Source organism: Halorubrum sp. CSM-61, assembly GCF_003781945.1.
Taxonomy (GTDB): Archaea; Halobacteriota; Halobacteria; order Halobacteriales; family Haloferacaceae; genus Halorubrum.
This window is the reverse complement of sequence record NZ_RJJW01000003.1, coordinates 179,962-199,496: the sequence shown is the minus strand read 5'-3', so window position 1 is coordinate 199,496 and position 19,535 is coordinate 179,962. Positions and strand designations below refer to the sequence as shown.

General features: G+C 67.8%; 19 protein-coding genes. 8 read left to right on the top strand and 11 right to left on the bottom strand.

The genetic code is table 11. The features are described 5' to 3' along the window. Positions 1–72: 72 nt before the first annotated feature. On the top strand, positions 73–801 hold the full coding sequence (locus EDM04_RS06725; protein WP_123620404.1) for a CPBP family intramembrane glutamic endopeptidase: 729 nt from the start codon (positions 73–75) through the stop codon (positions 799–801). Positions 802–1,206: 405 nt separating this feature from the next. Here the strand turns inward: EDM04_RS06725 and EDM04_RS06720 are convergent, their stop codons facing one another. From EDM04_RS06720 to EDM04_RS06710, 3 genes are all read right to left on the bottom strand, one after another. Beyond that, positions 1,207–2,499 (bottom strand): DNA double-strand break repair nuclease NurA, encoded by a 1,293-nt coding sequence (locus EDM04_RS06720; protein WP_123620402.1) that lies wholly within the window; start codon positions 2,497–2,499, stop codon positions 1,207–1,209. A gap of 57 nt (positions 2,500–2,556) precedes the next feature. After that, positions 2,557–2,832 carry a hypothetical protein gene (locus tag EDM04_RS06715; protein WP_123620400.1) on the bottom strand — a complete coding sequence of 92 codons (276 nt, stop codon included), beginning with the start codon at positions 2,830–2,832 and terminating at the stop codon, positions 2,557–2,559. Positions 2,833–3,076: 244 nt separating this feature from the next. Beyond that, positions 3,077–3,715, bottom strand: a complete 639-nt coding sequence (locus tag EDM04_RS06710) for an IS6 family transposase (RefSeq protein ID WP_123620025.1) — start codon at positions 3,713–3,715, stop codon at positions 3,077–3,079. 216 nt (positions 3,716–3,931) lie between these two features. Here EDM04_RS06710 and EDM04_RS06705 point away from each other — a divergent pair, with 216 nt between their 5' ends. Next, complete coding sequence (locus EDM04_RS06705) at positions 3,932–5,749, top strand: methyl-accepting chemotaxis protein (RefSeq protein WP_277424147.1); 1,818 nt, start codon at positions 3,932–3,934, stop codon at positions 5,747–5,749. 23 nt (positions 5,750–5,772) lie between these two features. On the opposite strand, the gene EDM04_RS06700 is transcribed toward EDM04_RS06705, so the two are convergent. After that, positions 5,773–6,192 carry a hypothetical protein gene (locus EDM04_RS06700; RefSeq protein WP_123620398.1) on the bottom strand — a complete coding sequence of 140 codons (420 nt, stop codon included), beginning with the start codon at positions 6,190–6,192 and terminating at the stop codon, positions 5,773–5,775. Next, entirely contained in the window at positions 6,192–6,722 is a 531-nt protein-coding gene (locus EDM04_RS06695; RefSeq protein ID WP_123620396.1) for a DUF2240 family protein, read from the bottom strand. Before EDM04_RS06695 ends, EDM04_RS06700 begins: the two co-directional genes overlap by 1 nt. Positions 6,723–6,892: 170 nt before the next feature. Between EDM04_RS06695 and EDM04_RS06690 the strand changes: the two genes are divergently transcribed. Continuing rightward, positions 6,893–8,131 (top strand): cytochrome P450, encoded by a 1,239-nt coding sequence (locus EDM04_RS06690; RefSeq protein WP_123620394.1) that lies wholly within the window; start codon positions 6,893–6,895, stop codon positions 8,129–8,131. A 74-nt stretch (positions 8,132–8,205) separates the two neighbouring features. Here the strand turns inward: EDM04_RS06690 and EDM04_RS06685 are convergent, their stop codons facing one another. After that, on the bottom strand, positions 8,206–9,675 hold the full coding sequence (locus tag EDM04_RS06685; RefSeq protein WP_123620391.1) for a Na+/H+ antiporter NhaC family protein: 1,470 nt from the start codon (positions 9,673–9,675) through the stop codon (positions 8,206–8,208). A gap of 200 nt (positions 9,676–9,875) precedes the next feature. Between EDM04_RS06685 and EDM04_RS06680 the strand changes: the two genes are divergently transcribed. Next, complete coding sequence (locus tag EDM04_RS06680) at positions 9,876–10,862, top strand: GTPase (RefSeq protein WP_123620389.1); 987 nt, start codon at positions 9,876–9,878, stop codon at positions 10,860–10,862. A gap of 87 nt (positions 10,863–10,949) precedes the next feature. Here the strand turns inward: EDM04_RS06680 and EDM04_RS06675 are convergent, their stop codons facing one another. From EDM04_RS06675 to EDM04_RS06665, 3 genes are all read right to left on the bottom strand, one after another. Further along, the gene (locus EDM04_RS06675) at positions 10,950–11,711 is read right to left on the bottom strand and encodes an SIMPL domain-containing protein (RefSeq protein ID WP_123620387.1); all 762 of its coding nucleotides are present in this window, start codon (positions 11,709–11,711) and stop codon (positions 10,950–10,952) included. Positions 11,712–11,800: 89 nt separating this feature from the next. Next, on the bottom strand, positions 11,801–14,089 hold the full coding sequence (locus EDM04_RS06670; RefSeq protein ID WP_123620385.1) for a formate/nitrite transporter family protein: 2,289 nt from the start codon (positions 14,087–14,089) through the stop codon (positions 11,801–11,803). A gap of 167 nt (positions 14,090–14,256) precedes the next feature. Then, the gene (locus EDM04_RS06665) at positions 14,257–15,531 is read right to left on the bottom strand and encodes a TIGR00341 family protein (RefSeq protein WP_123620879.1); all 1,275 of its coding nucleotides are present in this window, start codon (positions 15,529–15,531) and stop codon (positions 14,257–14,259) included. A 192-nt stretch (positions 15,532–15,723) separates the two neighbouring features. Here EDM04_RS06665 and EDM04_RS06660 point away from each other — a divergent pair, with 192 nt between their 5' ends. The 4 genes from EDM04_RS06660 to EDM04_RS06645 all read left to right on the top strand — a co-directional run bounded on the left by EDM04_RS06660 (position 15,724) and on the right by EDM04_RS06645 (position 17,725). After that, complete coding sequence (locus tag EDM04_RS06660) at positions 15,724–15,969, top strand: hypothetical protein (protein ID WP_123620383.1); 246 nt, start codon at positions 15,724–15,726, stop codon at positions 15,967–15,969. Between the two features lie 145 nt (positions 15,970–16,114). Next, positions 16,115–16,996, top strand: a complete 882-nt coding sequence (locus tag EDM04_RS06655) for a homoserine kinase (protein ID WP_123620380.1) — start codon at positions 16,115–16,117, stop codon at positions 16,994–16,996. 94 nt (positions 16,997–17,090) lie between these two features. Continuing rightward, positions 17,091–17,321 carry an antitoxin VapB family protein gene (locus tag EDM04_RS06650; RefSeq protein ID WP_123620378.1) on the top strand — a complete coding sequence of 77 codons (231 nt, stop codon included), beginning with the start codon at positions 17,091–17,093 and terminating at the stop codon, positions 17,319–17,321. Continuing rightward, on the top strand, positions 17,318–17,725 hold the full coding sequence (locus tag EDM04_RS06645) for a PIN domain-containing protein (RefSeq protein WP_123620376.1): 408 nt from the start codon (positions 17,318–17,320) through the stop codon (positions 17,723–17,725). Before EDM04_RS06650 ends, EDM04_RS06645 begins: the two co-directional genes overlap by 4 nt. A 210-nt stretch (positions 17,726–17,935) precedes the next feature. Here EDM04_RS06645 and EDM04_RS06640 read toward each other — a convergent pair whose 3' ends face one another. Together EDM04_RS06640 and EDM04_RS06635 are read right to left on the bottom strand one after the other, a co-directional pair. Continuing rightward, entirely contained in the window at positions 17,936–18,373 is a 438-nt protein-coding gene (locus EDM04_RS06640) for a hypothetical protein (RefSeq protein WP_123620374.1), read from the bottom strand. A 545-nt stretch (positions 18,374–18,918) separates the two neighbouring features. After that, entirely contained in the window at positions 18,919–19,491 is a 573-nt protein-coding gene (locus EDM04_RS06635; protein ID WP_123620372.1) for a class I SAM-dependent methyltransferase, read from the bottom strand. Positions 19,492–19,535 lie beyond the last annotated feature (44 nt).

Here is a 19,535-nt window from a genome sequence, read left to right as displayed (position 1 = left end):
TAGTCCGGCGCCGTCCCGCGGGCGGGTGTCCCTTCCGGTGCGAATAAACCGTCGCGAGTCGTATCGCCGTCGATGAGCGAGTCGCCCCCCGAGCCGATGAACCGGGTCCTCCGCGTCGCCAGCGCCGCCTTCGTCGTCGTCTTCGCACTCCTCGTCGCCAGCGCGGTGACCGCGCCGGCGGCGCAGTTCGCCGTCTCGCTGGGTCTCGTCGGCGAGGGGACGACCGGGCTGCAGGTGTTACAGACCCTGCTGCAGTTCGCCGGGTTCCTCGCCGCGGTGGCCGGCTACCTCGCGATCACCGACCAGTGGGGGCTCGTCGGCGTCTCTCGGCCGACGCTCCGGGACGCCGGGCTCGTCCTCGGCGGCGGGATCGCCCTGTTCGCGTTCCAGTACGGCGCGCTGTTCGTTCTTGGTGAGATCGGACTCACGACCGGACAGAACCAGGCGGTCGTCCCCGCGGGCGACCCGGTGACCTACTACCTCGCGATGATCGCCGTGTCGCTGCTCGTGGTCGGCCCCGTCGAGGAGGCGCTGTTCCGCGGCGCCGTGCAGGGCGGGCTCCGGCGCGCGTTCGACGCCGCCCCGGCGATCCTCCTCGCGAGCCTCATGTTCGGACTGATCCACCTCCCCTCCGTCTCCGGCACGCCGGGCCAGCGGTGGGCCTACGTCGCCGTCGTCGTCGTGCTCGGCGCGGTGCTCGGCGTCCTCTACGAGCACACGGAGAACGTGTTAGTCCCCGGGTTGGCTCACGGCGTGTACAACGCCGTCATCTACGTGGTGTTGCTCGCGCAGTCGCTGTGAGACGTGATCGACGCTGACGAGACCACTCCCGAAGCCCCAGCCGCTCGGCTGTACGTGGTCGGTTACCGTGGATCGGCGGTGAACACCTCCAAAGCCCCAGCCGCTCGGCTATAAGTGATCGGCTGCGGATCGACGGTGAACCCTCCAAAGCCCCAGCCGCGAGGGCTCGCGCGGCTTGCTGCGTTCCTCGCTCGGTCGCTATCGCTCCCTCGCTGCGGTACTTGCTGCGCCGTGCTTCGCCCTCGCGGTTGCCCCTTTGAGTCCCACCCCGCACAGCACCGCCCCGCACCTCACACCTCCCCAACCTCGCCGCGGCCGCCGGAGGCGGCCGCGGGCTCCCTCGCGCGTGCTGACTCGCGCCCACGGGGCGCTCGCAGGCACGCGCCGACCGCGTCGACGGGCCGTTTAATACGGCTCCTTGCCCCACCGCCGGTCGTCGTACGTCGCCTGTTGGTCGCTGTCGAAGCGCTCCTCGAACTTCCGGCGGAGCGCGGCCTTCTCCGTCGCCGAGATCCGCGCCAGCTCGTCCGCCTTGCCGACCGCCTCCGGCGGTCCCCGCGTCGTCGCCACGTCGGCGAGGACCTGCCGGGTGAGCCGGTCGCGGGTCTCGGCGTCGCGGGCGAACGCGTACGGCGCCTCCAGCTTGTAGGTCACGTCGGTCCGGGGGTCGTACACGACCATGAACGTCGGCTCGTACAGCTCCGGGTCGAGCTCCCGTTCGATCCCGAGGGCGTCGCCGTCGGCGGCCATCGTCGCGTCGGCGCCGCCCCGGCTGTGAAACCACGTGGTGAAGGTGAGCTCGTCGTCGACGCGCTCGGACCGGGCGTCGGGGGCGTCGCCGCCGGACCCTCCGTCCCCGCCTTCGCCGTCGCCCTCGCGACGCTCCAAGAGCCGGGTGAAAAGCGCCGTGTCGTCGGGCCACGGCGGCTCGACGCCCTTCCGGGTCAGCGCGCGGACGATCGTCCCGCTGGAGGGGTTCTTCACGAAGCCGGCCAGCGGCACGTCGCGCTCGACGAACCGCTCGACGAGCCGGACGTACTTCTCGACCACGGCGCGGGGCTTCGCCTCCCGTGCGAGCGCGCCCAGTTCGGGGTTGCGGTCGTCCCACGTGAACAGCTCCTTCGGGTAGATCGGCCCGTCGAGGACGAGCAGGTCGTCGACCTCGTCGGCGTGGTCGAGCGCGTGGGTCCCCTCGGCGAGGTACAAGGCGAGCGCGTGGACGACCCCCTCGGCGTACCGGTTCACGCGGGGGGCGTGAAGCACGCGCTGTCGGGTGTGGCCGTCGTCGCGCGAGCGCCACTCGCCGTCGAAGCTCGCGGTCGAGTCGCCGGCGTGGACGGTCGCGACGATCGTCCGGTCGCGGTGGAGATCGAGGTCGCTCGGCGCGCTCGCCATCGCGGCGTGGGCCACGTCGACGACGAGTCCGTTCTTGAAGGTGGTCGGGTTGATCGTGCCGGAGTCGAGCCCGTGGACCGTCTCGAACGGGCGGTCGGTGAGGGCGGCGTCGTCGACGGGGGCCCGCCGGCGCTCGTGTGCGTCGACGGGCTCGATCACGACCCGGCCGTCGCGCCGGAGCTCGGGGAGCCAGTCGCGCCACACCCGGCCCGCGAGGTCGTCGTGATCGGTCGCGTCCACGTCGCCCGCGATGCCGTACGCGAGCTGCGCGATGTTCTCGACGTGGATCGGATCGAGCGTCACGGCCGTACCGCGGTTCGGAGGGATATAAAACGCGTCGGCTCGGGCGGGCGGGGAACGCTACTCCCCAGCCCCGTCCTCCGCAACCCGTTCGGCCACGAGTTTGCTCTGTAACCGATCGAGCCCGAGCGTGAGAAGGAAGAAGCTCCCGCCGACGTACAGGAGCGACTGCGGTTCGGCGACGAGTCGACTTATGAGGCTGTTCCCGTAGCCGATGACTGTGCTCAGATATCCCAGTACCGAGGCGGTCCATCCCATCCCGGTGAGGCCGGTAAGCTGGTTAAGTAGATCCTCGTCGGCATCGCGAATTATACTCAGTAACGTGGTTGTTATCATCGCCTTAACTCGAGTATTCGGCGATGGTATATAAATTATTTTCACGTTTTCTTGAATGTAGTTATTATGTGACTGTCTCGATTCCGTCACTTTCTCTCCCAGACTCGTCCGCGCTACCGGCTCCGTCCGCGAGGCTTCGCGGGGAGCGACTCGTCCCGACGGCCGCCTCGCGAGAACACCCGTTGGCGCCGCTGGAGGCCGTTCGAGCGTCGATGCAGTATCAGGGGTAATATTCGGGGTCGCGTTAAGTTTGGCGTGAATTGTGGTAGACTGCGAGGGCTTCGAGCCAATTTTGAGCTGTCTCGAACGCGACATTGCTGAAACTATTCGCAAACGATGATGTTCGTCTTTCTATTTCCCAAAAGACACGTTCGATGGCATTCCGATTTCCATGTCGAATCACTTRAAATCGATAGCCGTCTTCAGCGAGGACTGAGCCGAGATAGTCTGCGTCATCGACGAGAAATTCGACGTTGTTGAGCTGATAKCGCCGGTGTAGCTCGGTGAGAAACCATCGCGTCGTCTGTTTGTTTGCGGTCGGATAGAGACTTACGTGAAGGATCTCGTTCGTCTGTGGATCAACCGCGCCGTACAGCCAGAACTTCTGGCCGTGGAGGCGGATCATCTTTTCATCAACCGCGAGTTGATCCTCGGAGACGGTCGAGATCGGCTGTAGATCGGCTTTATGAACCCAGTGATGGATAGCGACATGACTGCGATCRATCCCRAACCTTTCGAGATGATTACTTACCTCGCGTAGTGACATACCGGCCAAATGACAGCGGATCCCTACTTCAATCGCCCAGCGCGGCGTTCGATCTCGCTCCACAAACGACAAGTCGATCCAGGCGATACGTTCGCTGAGGCGGTCGAATTCTGTCATAGACACTCAGAAATCGTCCGCCTCATCCTCTAACTTAACGCGACCTATTCGGAGGGTGTAATCTTTTAAATGGTACGACGTGTCTCCTCCATGACCGAATCAACGGTCGGGTCGAGCGGGGGGAACTACGACCCGTCGAACGGTGCGGAGAGCGATCCGTCAGGACCGATAGGGAAGCTTCGAGAGGTGCTCAGATACGTCCCGGACGGCACGTCGATGCCGGAGGAGATGTGGAGCGGTCGCCACCGGAACATCCTGATCGGGATCGCGGTGCAAGTGCCGCTGTTGATCGCGCTGGGCCTGTACGACGGGACGGAGTCGCTCGTCACGGGCGCGGAGATCCCGGCGGTGCCGGCGTGGATGCTCGGCGGGTTCATCGCCATCATCCTCGGTACCGCGGCGCTGGCGAACTGGTCGCGGCTCGGCCGCCGCCAACGGACGGTTCTGGCGGCGTTCAGCGCGATGACGGTGTCGATGGCGCTCGTCAAACTCTCCGGCGGCTACATCGAGGCGCACTTCCACTTCTTCGTGTTCGTCGCCGTGCTCGCGCTGTACGAGGACTGGCTACCGTTCGCCGTCGGCATGCTGTACGTCGCGCTCGGTCACGGCGCGTTCAGCCTGATCGACTCCAGTCTGGTTTACAACCACCCCGCCGCGATCGCGAACCCGATCGTCTGGGGGGGAATCCACGCGGTCTTCACCACGGCCCTCGCGGCGGCGCTGATGGTCAACTGGTACTCCATCGAGAAGTCCCGCGAGGAGGCGCAGCGCCAGCTCGATCTGGTCGCCGAGCAGAAGGCGGAGATACAGGACGTCGAGGCGGCGAAGGCGGAGGTCGAAAAGCGCCGCGAGGAGGTCGAGTGGCTGAACCAGCACCTCGAGGCGAAGGCCGACGACTACAGCGCGGCGATGGACCGCGCGGCCGACGGCGACCTCACGGTCCGACTGGACGCCGAGAGCGAGAGCGAGGCGATGGAGCAGATCGGCGCGGCGTTCAACGAGATGATGGACGACATCGAGGCGACGATGCGGGACGTCCAGTCGTTCGCGGGCGAGGTGTCCGCGGCCAGCGGAAAGACGGTCGAGGGCGTCGACGCAGCCGAGGCGCGCAGCGAGGACGTGCGCCGATCGATCGAGGAGATCGCCGAGGGCGCCGCCGACCAGCGCGAGATGCTCGAACAGGTCTCCGGCGAGATGAACACCCTCTCGGCGACGATCGAGGAGGTCGCCTCCTCGACGGAGACCGTCGCGGACGCGGCCCAGGAGACGGCGTCGATCGCCGACGAGGGACAGGACACCGCCGGCGAGGCGATCGATAGCGTCCGGGAGTCGCAAGAGGCGATCGGCGAGACGGCCGAGAAGGTCCGGGTCCTCGACGAGCGGATGGAGGACATCGGCGAGATCGTCGACCTCATCGGCGACATCGCCGAGCAGACGAACCTGCTCGCACTTAACGCCAACATCGAGGCGGCGCGGGCCGGCGGCGGTGGCGGCGGGAGCGACGGGTTCGCGGTCGTCGCCGACGAGGTGAAACAGCTGGCCGAGGAGACGCAGGAGGCTGCCTTGGAGATCGAGGAGCTCATCGCCGGCACGCAGGCGCAGACGCAGGCGACCGTCGAGGAGGTCCGGACCGCCGAAGCGCATATGGAGGTGGGCGCCGAGGCCGTCGGGGACGCCGCCGACGCGTTCGCCGAGGTGGCGGAAAACGCCGGGGAGACCGACGAGGGGATCCGCGAGATCAGCAAGGCGACCGACGATCAGGCCGCGAGCACCGAGGAGACGGTGTCGATGGTCGAGGAGGTCGCGGGGATCAGCCAGTCGACCGCCGACGAGGCCGACGAGGTCGGCGCGGCGGCCGACGAGCAGCTCGCCGCGATGTCGCAGGCGACCGCCGAGGCCGGCTCGGTCGCCGAGCAGGCCGAGCGACTCCGGTCGCTGCTCCGGAAGTTCGAGGTCGGCGGGGAGTCGACCGACGACCCGTCGGCGTCGGGGGCGCGCAACGTCGCCGTGGGCGACGGCGGGCGGGCGAACTGAGACGGCGACTCCCTTCTTCCGCGCTACTGCCTTTCTCCGATCGCGTCGACGACGGCTTCGAAGGCCGGGAGCGCTCGCTTCACCTGCGCGCCGTCCTCGACGAACACCAGCGTCCGCGGCGGCCGGACCTCCTTCGGCCTGACGCGGAGCCCCGCGTCGTCGGCGGCGTCGGCGGCGACCGCGGGGAGGTCCGTCCCGTCGTCGTTCTCAGCAGCGCCCGCGACGAACTCGATCCGGAGCCGGTCCGGCTGGACGTATGCCTCGGCGACGAGGGTCTCGCCGCCGTGAATCACCCTGTACGCGAGCGCGCCGTCCGGCGTCGGCTCGACGTCGGGGTCGGCGTCGGCCAGCGCGAGGTCCCGCAGACGCCCCCCGTCGCCGGAGACCTCCGAGGCGAGCAGCTGGCCGATCCGGACCCCGTCGGTCAGGCGCTCGTCGACCATCACTCGGCCCCCGCGGCGCCGGTGGTCGGGTCGTCCGTCGCGTCACCCTCACCGGTCGCGCCGCTCTCGCCGGCCACATCCCCGGCGGCGGCCAGCTCCTCGCGAACGCCGGCCGCGAGCTGGTCGACGGCGGCGCCGTGCTCCTTCGCGAAGAGGACCGCGGCCGCCTCGATGCTGATCGCGAGCGATCGCTGGCGCTCGTTGATGCCGGCGACCGCGCGCTGCTTCTCGACGCCGGCGGCGACGATCGCGTCGAGGGCCGTCTCGAAGGTGGACTGCTCGCGGAGGATCGACTCGTCGGGTTCGAACCCTTCGGGGACGGTCACGTCGGCCGGGTCGAACCGGGCGACGAGGTCGCCGTCCTCCTCGGCGACCAGCCCGCGCCCGAGCGCGACGTCGACGAGCCGCTTCGCCTGATCGGGGGAGAACCAGTCCCGATCGAGCGACAGCGCGACGACGAACTCCCCCTCGCCCAACCGCTCCGTCGCTCGCTGTCTGAAGGGCACGGCGACGGCGACCTCGAGGCTCATGTGCGAATCGGCGGGCGTCGACGGCGGTAAACCTACCGGACCGCGAGCCGGCGCGGGACGGTCCACCGTGGGGCCGCGCGATGTGAACACTGACGCAACGAAGAAAGTCACGTATTATTACAATCCACCTACCCGAGAATTTTAGCCAGTCCGACCTCAAGCGGTAGGATATGAGTTCGGCAGGTCCCCAAGGGCTCCAGACCGTCCCCCGAGAACTGCGAGACCGCGAATCGTGGCTCGAACCGTTCGACTGGTACGAGCGGATGCGCGAGGAGGCGCCGGTCCGGTACGACGCCGAGCGTCGCACGTGGGACGTCTTCCGGTACGAGGACGTGAAACGGGTGTTAGACGACGACGAGACGTTCTCGGTGGACCCCCGGGAGGCGTCCGACTTCGTCGAGCCCGAGAGACCGGGCGAGGGACTGATCCTCGACACGATGCTGTTCGAGGACCCGCCCCGTCACGACGAGCTCCGGGGCGTCGTCGACGAGTGGTTCCAGCCCCGGGCGCTCGCCGACCGCGAACCGCACTTCCGAGAGCTGGCGGGCGAGCTGGTCGACGACGCCGTCGATGCACAGGGGCGGATGGACGTGGTCGAGGACCTCGCGTACCCGTTTCCGGTGACGGTCATCGCCGAACTGCTCGGCGTCCCGGCGTCGGACCGCGACCGATTCAAGACGTGGTCGAACACGCTCGTGGCGGCCGCGAGCGACGAGGAGAGCGACGAGGCGTACGCGGAACGCCAGCAACAGAGCCAGATGGAGATGGGGCAGTACTTCCTGGAGATGATCGAGGACCGCCGCGAGTCGCCCCGAGACGACCTCCTCTCCGTCATCGTCACCGCCGAGTCGGACGCGGGGGGACGGCTCTCCCGCGAGGAGGCGCTCGGGATGTGCATCCTGCTGCTCGTCGCGGGGAACATCACGACGACGAACCTCATTACGAACGCGGTTCGGTGCTTCGCCGAGGCGGACGGCGACCCCTTCGAGGAGCTCCGCGGGGACGACCGCGCGCTCGGGAGCGCTATCGAGGAAGTGCTGCGGTACCGGTCGCCGGTGCAGGCGATGAGCCGGGTCGCCACCGAGGACGTGACGCTGCGCGGGGAGACCGTCGAAGCGGGCGACCGCCTCATCGTCTGGCTCGGCTCCGCGAACCGCGACGAACGCCAGTTCGACGACGCCGACGCGTTCCGAGCCGACCGATCGCCCACCCAGCACCTCGGGTTCGGCCACGGCACCCATTACTGTCTGGGCGCGCCGCTGGCCCGGCTCGAAGCCAAGGTCGGTCTCTCGGAGCTGCTCGACCGCGTCGAAGACGTGCGACTCGCGGAGACGACCCTGCAGCCGACTCGGAGTTCGTTCATCTACGGCGTCGAATCGCTCCCGATCCGATACGACGAGCGACGGTAGCGCGCTCGACTGCGAAGGAAGAGGAGAGCTGCCGACGAACGACGCCGCGGCGAGGCGTCGATCGAGGCCGGGCCTCAGTCGTCGTCGGTCGGGGAGAAGGTCGCGTCGCCGTCGACCGCGGCGGCTTCGGCCGGCGTCGGCGTCGCGTTCAGCGAGTAGCCGGTCGCGGCCATGACGAACAGCACGAGCGGCGAGAGGAACGCGAACAGGTAGTACGGCGCGTACTCGAGCGTCGGGACCCCCGTGACGCCCGCCATGTAGACGGCGCCCGCGTGCCACGGGAACAGCGCGCCGGTCGGCGTCCCGGCGGCCTCGACGGCTCGGGAGAGCTGGTCGGTGTCCATCCCGAACTCGTCGTAGGTGTTCCGGAGCGTGACGCTCGGGAGGACGATGCTCATGTACTGCTGGGCGGTGAGCGCGTTGATTGCGATCGCGGAGACGCCGGTCCCGGCGACGAGCGCGCCGGGGCTCTTCACGGACGAGGTGAACGCGTGGGCGATCACCGCGAGGACGCCCGTGCGCTCTAAGATCCCGCCGAGCGCGAGCGCGGCGACGACGACGGTGATCGTCCAGGCGGAGCCGGTGAGCCCGCCCGTCGCGAGCAGCTCGTTCACCAGGTCGGAGCCGGACTCAGGCGCGGTGCCGTACATGAACGTCTCCCAGGCGGCGACGAAGCCGGACCCCTGCACCAAGAGGGTCGTGGCCACGCCGGCGAACACGCCGGCGACGAGGGTCGGGAGCGCGGCGTACCCGCGCAGCGCCAGCCCGAAGGTGACCACGAGCGGGATGAAGGCGAGAATCGTGATCGCGTACGTCTCGCCGAGCGCGCCCTGGATCTCGGTGATCCGGCCCGCCGGGATCTCGCCGCTGGCGCGGAGGCCGAGCGCGGCGAAGCCGAGCACCGCGAGCCCGAAGGCGAGGAGGGTACCGGTCCGCATCCGGCGGATGTGCGCGTACAGGTCGGTGTTGGTGACGCCGGCCGCGAGGTTGGTGGTGTCGGAGAGCGGCGACTGCTTGTCGCCGGCGTACGCGCCCGAGAGGACGGCCCCGACCGTCATCGGAGCGGGGACGCCGAGCCCCGCGCCGATGCCGACGAAGGCGACGCCGAGCGTCCCCACCGTGGTCCACGAGGAACCGATGGCGAACGCGACGACGGCGGCGACGACCGCGGCCGCCGGCAGGAACGTCGTCGGCGAGAGGATCTCCAGCCCGTAGTACATCAGCCCCGGAATCGTGCCGGCGCTGACCCACGTCGCGATCAGGCCGTAGATGGTGAAGATGATGAGAAGCGCCTGTAAGCCCATCACGAGGCCGTTGGCGATCCCGTCGAACAGCTCCTCCCAGTCGTAACCGAGCCACAGCCCGAAGCCGCCGACGAAGGCGATACTCCAGAGGAGCGGCGGGTGCGGGTCGAGGCCGAGGACGGCCGAGCCGATGCCGAGGAACGCCACGACGGCGAGGACCGGGATCAGCGCCAGCGCCAGACTCGGGCGCCGGTCCGGATCGAGGTCCTCGTAGGTCGTCGGCGTGAACGTACGTGTCATGCCCCCACTTATTCCTTTGAAGCATAAGTATATCTCGAAATATGCGTGAGGAAGATAATGATCGTTCATCGTCGTTCGCGGCCGGAGCGGAGATGATCGGGGTATCGCCGCCGACACCGTGCGTCCGGCCGTGCGCCGCCGTGACGCGGGGGTCGCCGAACGGACGGTCTTATACGCGTCGGCGGTCAAGTCGGGGCAACATGATATTTGAGGGCCTCCCGACGACCCCCCGCTCGGAGGAACTCGTCGACAAGGCGTTCTCGCGGGCGGCGCGCGCGGGACGCGCCAAGCGCGGACACGAGGCGCAGGAGTCGATGCTGCGGACCGCCGGCAACGTGCTCTCGGACAACCTGGAGAACGTCGTGGTCTCGTGGCCGGACTTCGGCTTCGACGTGGACCCGTTCTACTACGAGCTCGCCGACGCCATCGTCGACGTCGACCGCCTCCGGCAGGCGCTCTCGCAGGTGATGTGGGCCAGCCGCCAGATCGAGGACCTCCGCGACGAGTACACGACGAAGATCCGCAACTCGGACGTCGACACCGCGCGCAAACACCGGAAGCAGGCGTTCGCGCGCATGGCCGACGTGATGGACCAGATCGAAGAGGACCTGCGGTACATCGGCGACTCGCGGGACCAGCTGAAGGTGCTGCCGGACGTGAAACCCGACGAGCCCGCGATCGTGATCGCCGGCTACCCCAACGTCGGCAAGTCGTCGTTCGTCAACCGGGTCACCCGCGCGTCGAACCAGATCGCGGAGTACCCGTTCACCACGAAGGGCGTCCAGATCGGTCACTTCGAGCGCGACCACGTCCGGTACCAGATCGTCGACACCCCCGGGCTGCTCGACCGGCCCGCGGACGAGCGCAACGACATCGAGCGGCAGGCGGTCAGCGCCCTCGAACACCTCGCGGACGTGGTCGTGTTCGTGTTAGACCCCTCCGGCGACTGCGGCTACCCCCTCGACGTCCAGCTCGAACTCCGCGAGGAGGTCCGGGCGCTGTTCGGCGAGGACGTGCCGTTCCTCACGGTGGCGAACAAACACGACCGCTTCGACGCGGTGCAGGCGGAGTCCGTGGACGCGACCATGAGCGTCACTAACGACGAGAACGTCGAGCGCGTGCTCGACATGGCCGTCGAGGCGGCCGCGTTCGAGCCCGACCTCCCGACTCGCGACGGCGAGGAGTGAGGGGCCGCTTATAAACGTCGGCGCCGCGGCTCGGCGGTCGTTCGCGCGCGCTCTGCTTCCTCAAAAATACCCGATCGAGCGCCCGCGTCAGGCCTGCTCGGCCGCGTAGACGACGTTGACGCTGACCTGCACGCTCACGTCGCCGGTCTCGACGCCGGTGGCGGCGCCGGCGTCCGCGCCGTCGCTCTCGGCCGCCATGGCCGCGTCGGACACCCGGTACGGCGTCACGCCCGCGTTGGCGGTGGAGACGCTGTAGGCGCCGGTTATCTCTAACCCGCTGGAGTCCGCGAGCACGGAGGCGTCGTCCTCGGCGTTCGCCATCGCGTTCTCGATGGCGGTCTCGCGGACCTCGCGTTCGCGCTCCTCGCTCAGCCCGAACTCGATCCGCTGGACCTCGTCGGCGCCGGCGTCGACCGCGACGTCGATGACCTCGCCGACCCCGTCCACGTCGTCGACCGCGATCGCGTAGCGGTGGACCCCCTGATACCGCGTTCTCTCGGGGTCGTCGCGCGTCTCGTAGGACTCGCGCACGTCGTACCGGTCGGTCCGAATGTCGTCCTCGTCGAGCCCCCAGTCGGTGAGCGCCGCGCGGACCTCGTCGTCGCTCGCGGCCAACTCGTCGCGGACGGCCCCGGAGTCGTTACCGGTCGCGGTCACCGCGACGCGTATCGTCGCGCGGTCCGGCTCGGCCGTGGCCTCGCCGTCCGCGGTCACTTCGATGTTCCTGTCGAGCGCCGAGTCGTCGCCCGCGTCGACGCCGGTGCTTCCGGTCGAGCCGACGAGCCCCGAACAGCCCGCGAGCGCGACGAGCAGCGCGACGCCGACGGCGGTCGCCAGTTTCCTGTTCATACTCGACCCGTCGTCGGGAACCGTCAAATAAGTCGCCGAAAGGACAAAGAGCCGTTTGCCCTATCGTACGGTGGAACCGGCGATCGCGATCAGGCGGATCGGGTCCCGTCATCCGTCTCGCCCTCGTCACGCTCCCCGTCGTCGTCCGTCTCGCCGTCCGAGTCGTCGGCACGCTCCCCGTTCGCTTCCCCGCCGTCATCTTCCACCTCGCCGTCGTCTTCCACCTCGCCGTCGTCTTCCACCTCGCCGTCGTCTTCCACCTCGTCGTGATCCATGATCACCGTGGGCTCGGAGGAGAGGTCGCCGTCCGCCTCCTCCTCGTCCCCTTGCTCGTCGTCCGGGTCGTCGTGGTCCCTGATCACCGTGGGCTCGGAAGCGGGCTCGCCGTCGCCGTCGCCGGCGTCACCACCGGCACCGTCTCGACCGTCGTCGGCGTCGGCGTCGATCGCCCGATCGGACGCCGCGTCTCCTCCCTCGTTCGGCTCGCCGAGCTTCGCCCCGTTCGACGCGTCCGGATCGCGCTCGACGCCGCCGTCCGGCGGGCCCGACACCCGCCGCCCGGAGCCGAAGAGCCGCTCGCGGAGCGATCGGCGGCTGGGACGCTCGGCGAGCAGCAGCGAGCAGTCCACGTCGTGGACCACGTCGAGGTGCAGCGAGTTCGAGACGAGCCGCGAGAGCAGCCCCTTCTCCGTCGCGCCGATGATGACGAGGGTGCTGTCCTCGGCCTCTCGGGCGATGGCGCCCTCGACGTCGCCGGTGTCGTCGACGATCCGCTCGGCGTTCGAGAGCCCCTGTTCCGCGGCCCACGAGGTGAGGAACTCCTCGCCCTCGGCGCGCTCCTCCGGCCCGTCGACGACGTGGAGGAGGCTCACCTCGGCGCCCGCGGTCCGGGAGAGGACGCTCGCGACCTCGGCGCCGAGCGCCGAGTCCGGGCCGCCGGAGGTCGGGAGCAGGACCCGCGAGGTGTCGAGGTCGCTCTCGCTCAGGATGAGGAAGTCGCAGGGGAGCTGGTTGGTCAGCTCGTCGATGGGCCGCTCAGCCCGGGCGGCGCTCCAGAGCTGGTCTTCTCCCCACCCCATCAACACGGCGTCGGGTCGGGTCCGGCGGGCCATGTTGAACACCTCCTCGAAGGAGCGGTGCGAGACGACCGTGGAGGTGGAGACGTCGATGTCGTACTCCTCGGCGGTCCGGCGGAGCCCGGCCATCCCCTCCTCGGAGACGTCGGAGATCCGCCCGGCGCCCGCCGACAGCGACATCCGTTCCGGCGCCTGCACGACGTGGACGATGTGGACGAGCCCGTCCTCGTGGTCGCTGGCGAGCCGGCTCGCGAGCTCGACGATGGGGACGTCGGTCCGCGGGTTCGTGATGGGGACCATGATCCGGTGGCCCTCGTTGGCGAACAGCGTCGCCTCCGTGGCGTCCAGAATGGGGACGTACGAGCGCCCTGCGGCGCGACCGAGCACCCATTCGGGCACCGTGAGCCGGCGGGTCATCCCCTCGAAGCGCGCCTCCTCTAAGCGCTCCTCGCTGGTCTGGAAGTAGTTCACCAGCGTGACCAGGACGACGCCGCCGATGGTGTTGCCGAGCAACACCGGGATCACGAAGCCGACGATCCCGGAGTAGAGGCTTATCTCCGCGCCGTACAGCGGGATGTTGTACTCGAAGAACATGTAGAGGACCTCGGTGAAGGAGACGACCACGTGGAACAGGTCGCCGAGCGGGATCGCGAGGAACGCGAGGTAGACGACGAGCATCCGGGTGACGGAGTCGGTGGACGCGAACCCGACCCAGACGACGCCGGCGACGATCAGCCCCGCCATCGCGCCCTTGAAAAACAGGGGGACTGCGCCGACGGTGAACCCGCCCTCGGAGATGTACCGCGCCGCGTCGACGGTGTCGCCGGTGAAGACGCCGCCGTACGAGAGCACGAGCGCCCCGAYCCCCCCGCCGATGAAGTTGCCCGCGAGCACGATCATCCAGTGGCGGAGGAGCGTGGGAAGGCTCGCGAGCCGCTCTAGAGTCAGCGCGACCGGCGGCAGCGTGTTCTCGGTGTACAGCTGGTAGCCGCCGATGATGATGTAGATGAACCCGAGCGGGTAGAGGAGCACGCTCAAGATCGGATGGGAGTCGGTCGCGGCCGTCAGGGAGGCGTACAGCATGAAGGTGATCGTGATCGCCAGCCCGGCGGCGACGCCGCTGAAGAAGAGCTCGCGGCGGCCGGAGGTCACTTCCTCGTCCGCGGCCGCGATGATCCGCTGGAACACCTCGTCCGACGAGAAGCGGTCCCGGACCGCCTCGCCGACCGCCGGCGCCCCGCTTCGGGAACGCTCGACGACCTCGCGCATCGAATCGTCGTCGGGTCGCTTTGAGTCGGTCACTGCCGGATCACTGTCGGCGCGACAAAAAGTAGTTCCTCTTTCGGCAGGCGGGGGAAAGCGACGGCGCTGAACGGATGCTCGGGGGTATCCGACGAACCGGTAGCACGGTCCGATCGCGGGTTCGGCACGCCGTCCCGCGGCGCCGGAGCGGCCTCCTCGCGGGAGCCTCAGGCGCGGCTGACCTCCACGAGTCGCACCTCGATCCGCACGTCCTCGTCGACCACCATCTCGATCCGGCGGTCGAGGACCAGGGCGACTACCTCCGCATTGGTGTTCGGGGGCGCCCCGACGGTAACCACCACGCGTTCGGTGTTTCGGGGCGGTAGCGTCCCGCCGCGGTCGACGTCCAGTTCGATCAGTTCCATCTCCGAGTCCATCGACTCCAGCTCGTCGCCGACGGCGGTCCGGATGTCGGCCTCGGTCGTCGAGGCGACGTACGTGTCGTAGGTGACGCCCCCGAGGAACACCGATAGCACCGCGATGGCGACGGCGAGGATCGCGACGCGCTTCACGAAGGCCGAGCGCGCGTCGTCCTCGCGGAACCACCGCTGGGGCCGGTACCCCTCGTACCACAGCATCACCAGCGCGGAGAGGTTGATCGAGAGGACGTTCACCGCCACGATCACGCCCGCGCCGAGCAGGAGGCGGGGGATCTGAAACGCGATCCCGATGCCGACGGCGGCCGCCGGGGGGATGAGCGCCACCGCGATCATCACGCCGACGATGGCCTCCGAGACGCCCGTCATCAGCGAGACGATCCCGGCGATCCCGGCGCCGATCGCCACGACGAGGATCAGGACGTTCGGGGCGAGTCGCTCGGAGACCTCGGCGAATTCGAGCGGATCGATCCCGGGCGGCACCAGCGCGAGGCTCCGGATCGCGAACGCGAACAGCGTCGCGGCGGCGATCGCGACGACGACCCCGATCACCTGCATCCGCACGCCGCGCCGGAAGATCTCCTCGTCGTCGATGACGGTCCCGACCGCGGCCGACAGCGCGGGGCCGATCAGGGGCGCGATCACCATCGATCCCACCACGGTCGCCGGCGAGTCGAGCAGGAGGCCGGCGGTCGCGATCACCGCCGAGATCACGGTCATCAGCACGTACGTCCGGAGCCCGGACAGGAGGTCCTCCGCCTTCGCCTGCAGCTCCTCCCGCGAGATGTAGTTGCCCGCGTGGTCGGCGTCCTCGGCGTACTCGTCTTCGAGGGCTTCGAACCGACGGGAGATGACCGTCTCGGCCGCGACGATGACCGTGTAGGTGCTCTCGTCGATCCCCTCCTCTCGGAGCCGTTCGAGCACCGGCTCGACGGCGGCGGTCGGGAGCGGGAACGTCGCGACCGCGGTGTACTCGCGGCCGCTCGTCTCGTCGGTGACGACGTAGTCGACGCCCTCGTCGTCGAGCGCGCGGATCACGGCGGCGCGCTTCCCCGCCGGTATCATGACCTGAACGAGTCGCACGATCGCTCGTCTCGCCGGTGCGACTTATAGGGGACGGTGGTCGCGAGCGGAGCGGTCGAAGAGGGTCCGCGGTCGACCCGGTCGGCCGGGAGGACCGATCCGGGGACCGAATCCACGGCCGCCCCGCGCGAAACGGAACTTTAATGCGCGAATCCCTCGCACGTTCAGACAAGAATGCTCTCGCCGCTGTTCATCGACACGTTCCTGCTCGATTACCACCTCGGGCACGTCATACTGCTCGGGTTCCTCGTCTCGCTTTTGGCGACCGCGCCCCTGAAGTCCCAGAAGGTGACCGGGTCCGTCGTCGCCGGCTTCGGGACGATCTTCCTGGTCGCCCCGTACACGACGATGCCGCAGGTGTACATCCTCGCGGGCATTCCGATGATCCTGATCGGCGCGCTGCTGTGGACGATGGCCTGAAACTGACCCGGTTCGCGCTTCCGATCACCGCTTTCCGTCGTTTTCCTTCCGGGTTCTCCTCTCCCGACAGCGCCGGCGCTCCGCCCCTCCGCACCGCCGTTGCTCGATCCCGCCTCTTTTTGCACCCCGAGGGACACTCCCCGCCATGGTCACGGTACGGGCACCCGCCACGAGCGCGAACCTCGGCAGCGGGTTCGACGTGTTCGGCGCTGCCCTCACGCGTCCGGCGGACGTCGTCACCGTCGAGAAGGCGGCGGAGACGACGATCGAGGTCACCGGGGTCGGGGCGCAGTACATCCCCGAGGACCCCGAGAAGAACACGGTCGGCGCGGTCGTCGAGGCGCTCGACGCGCCCGCGCGCATCCACATCGACAAGGGCGTCCGCCCGGCGTCCGGGCTCGGTTCCTCGGCGGCCAGCGCCGCGGGCGCCGCGGTCGCGCTCAACCGGCTCTACGACCGCGGGCTCTCCCGCTCGGAGCTGGTCCCCGTCGCCGCGGAGGGCGAGGCGGTCGTCTCCGGCGTCGCGCACTCCGACAACGTCGCCCCCTCGATCCTCGGCGGGTTCACGGTGACGACGAGCGAGGGGACCCACGCCGTCGACGCCTCGATCCCCCTCGTGGTCTGTCTCCCCGACGTCGCCGTCTCGACCCGCGACGCGCGCCGAGTCGTCCCCGAGTCGGCCTCGATGGAGGACTTAGTCGAGACGGTCGGCAACGCCGCCACCCTCGCGGTCGGGATGTGCCGCTCCGACCCCGAGCTCGTCGGCGCCGGCATGAGCGACCCCGTCGTCACCCCCGAGCGCGCCCGGCTGATCACGGGCTACGACGACGTGCGCGCGGCCGCCTTCGACGCCGGCGCGGCCGGCGTCACCGTCAGCGGCGCCGGCCCCGCGATCCTCGCCGTCTGCCGGGACGGGCGTCGGCGGGGGGTCGCCGCCGCGATGCTCGACGCCTTCTCCGAGGCCGGCATCGACGCCCGCGCCTACCAGAGCCGGATCGGCCGGGGAGCGACGGTGCTGGAGGAGTGAGGCGACGATAGCGTAGCGGTGCCGTCGCTGCGCCACTCCTCTCCCAGTCCACCCAAATATTGATTCCCGCAGAGTGTCAACGCTGTCAACAAGAATGTCTCATCAGGTTCGCTTGGAAGACGACGTATACGAACGGATCAAGGCGAACAAACGCGACGACGAGTCGTTCAGCGACGCCGTTTCGCGGCTCATCGGCGGCCGATCGCTTCGAGATCTCCGCGGCGTCTTCGACGAGGATCAGGTGAGCGAGATGCGAGACGCCATCGAGACCGCGGATCAGAGAGACCGCGAGGAAGTCCGCGAGGTCGCGGAACGCTTCGAATGATCGTCGACACGAGCTTCGTTTTGGACGTCATCGACGGCGTCGATTCGGCCCTCGCGAAGGAACGAGAGCTCGAGGCCGAAGGCGTCCCGCTCGTCATCCCCTCGATGACCGTTCTGGAGCTGTACATCGGCGTCGGGAAAGTGGCGAACACCCGCGAAGAGCGTCGGAAGGTGGAATCGGTGCTCGACTCGTACCCGCTGGTAGATATGACGCCGAGCATCTCTCGACGCGCCGGCCGGCTGCTCGGGGAGCGCATGGCCGACACGGGCGACGGCGAGGGACCGGGGATCGGAAAGAGCGACGCGGCGATCGCCGCGACGGCGATAGAACGCGACGAGCCCGTTCTGGCCGGCGACACACACTTCGAGGCCATTCCGGGAGTCGTCCACGAGAGCTATCGGTGAACGCACCGCAGGACGATATATAAACAAACGGCGCTGTTGAATCCGATTTTTCAGACGCGTTCTCGCCCGAAACAGCTGATCGGTGAAGAGTGCGAATTAACCGCTGGGAATCCTACCAGTTTCAAATGATGTTCGGAGCGTCGTGCGAGATAACGTTGAAGTCCTCCGCAGTTGGTAGTTTCATGCCCTCGATCGCTCAGTACAAGAGCGCTAATCCGCAGTGGAGAATATTATATCTGTTTCATCTGATTTAATAATCACCGAAAGAAATCCGCCTGATTTAGGGGTGAAATCACGCTCAACAGACTCACGTTCACTCACGTTAACCTCAACTGAGTAAGACTTGTCATAGCATCCAGCTGATCTTATGATCTCCGAGTCATTAGTGGTCTCGCGGGAGTCTTCGGTTAGAGACATCTCTTGGTATAAGATTTCTCTTTCGTCATTAAACAGAGAAATGGTTACTTGGTGTGATTGATCATTATTATTATTAACATCTATAAGAAACAAATCTTCAGATGAACATGAGTCTGGTATATTTTGGAATTCTTCTTTGTCTGATTGACTGGATGTGTCTGGTAATTGTTCTAGGCATCCCGTCAATCCCAATATAGCAACTGTAGCTGGGCCGAATTGTCTTCGCTTCATAGGTAGTAAAGTTAAACCCGATAGAATATGTTTTGTGGCGAAGTTTAGGGTAATATCGACTGAACAATTCGTGAGACCCCTGTGTTGACCGCAACCAAGCCAGAAATCTCATATTCTGAGTATTTCAACAAACCCGGCGTTTATGAGTTATCAACGATCCAGTGACGACCTTCGAAGGCCCAGACACTCATTTATAACCGATTGTCAGCAGATCGACGACGAACACATCCAAAGCCCCAGCCGGGAGGACTCGCGCGGCTTGCTGCGCACCTCGCTCAGTCGCTACGCTCCTTCGCTGCGGTGCTTGCTACGCCGGGCTTCGCCCTCCCGGCCGCCCCCTTTGAGTCCCACCCCGCCTAACCGCACCGCAGCCTCACCCCTCCCCAGCCTCGCGGTTCGCGCTCTCCGAGCACTCACCGCGTTCCTCGCGCGTACGACTCGCAGCCTGACGGCTGCTCGTCGACACGCGCCACCGCCACCATTCATAAGTAAGACCGACGAGACCTACCTTTCTCCGACGAGTATCCTTCGCACTTATAAGCTGACTACGACACGCGAGCGATCACGGCGAACGTCTCGGTGCGCTCGGAGGCGGAGAGGACCTCGAACCCCGTCGCCTCCAGCGCCGCGACCGCGTCGCTCGCGTCGAACCGCTCGTCGGCCGGGGGGCCGTGCTCGCCGTCGCCCGCGGCCGACCAGTCGAAGAGCGCGAGCCGACCCTCGGTGCGGATCACCCGGGCCAGCTCCGCGATCGCGTCGTCGCTCGCGAACTCGTGGTACGTCATCGTCGAGAACGCGGCGTCGAGCTCGCCGTCCTCGAAGGGGAGGGCGGCCACGTCGCTCTCGACGAGGTCGACGTTCTCGGGGACGCCCTTCTCCCGGTAGAACGCGTGCATCTCGGCCTGCACGTCGACGCCGTAGACGGTCCCGACGTGGGGCGCGACCGCGTCGGTGTAGAAGCCGGTGCCGCTCCCGAGGTCGGCGACGGTCGCCGCCGGGCGGTCGGCGCGCTCGGCCGTCAGCGCGCCCACGACTTCCTCTCCGGACACCCAGCGGTACCGGACCGCGGGACGCTCCAGTCGGTCGGCCTTCTCGGCGTCGAACGTGTGAAATCCCATGCGCGGTCTTGTGCGCGGTCCGCTAAAACGCGTCCGGTCTCGGG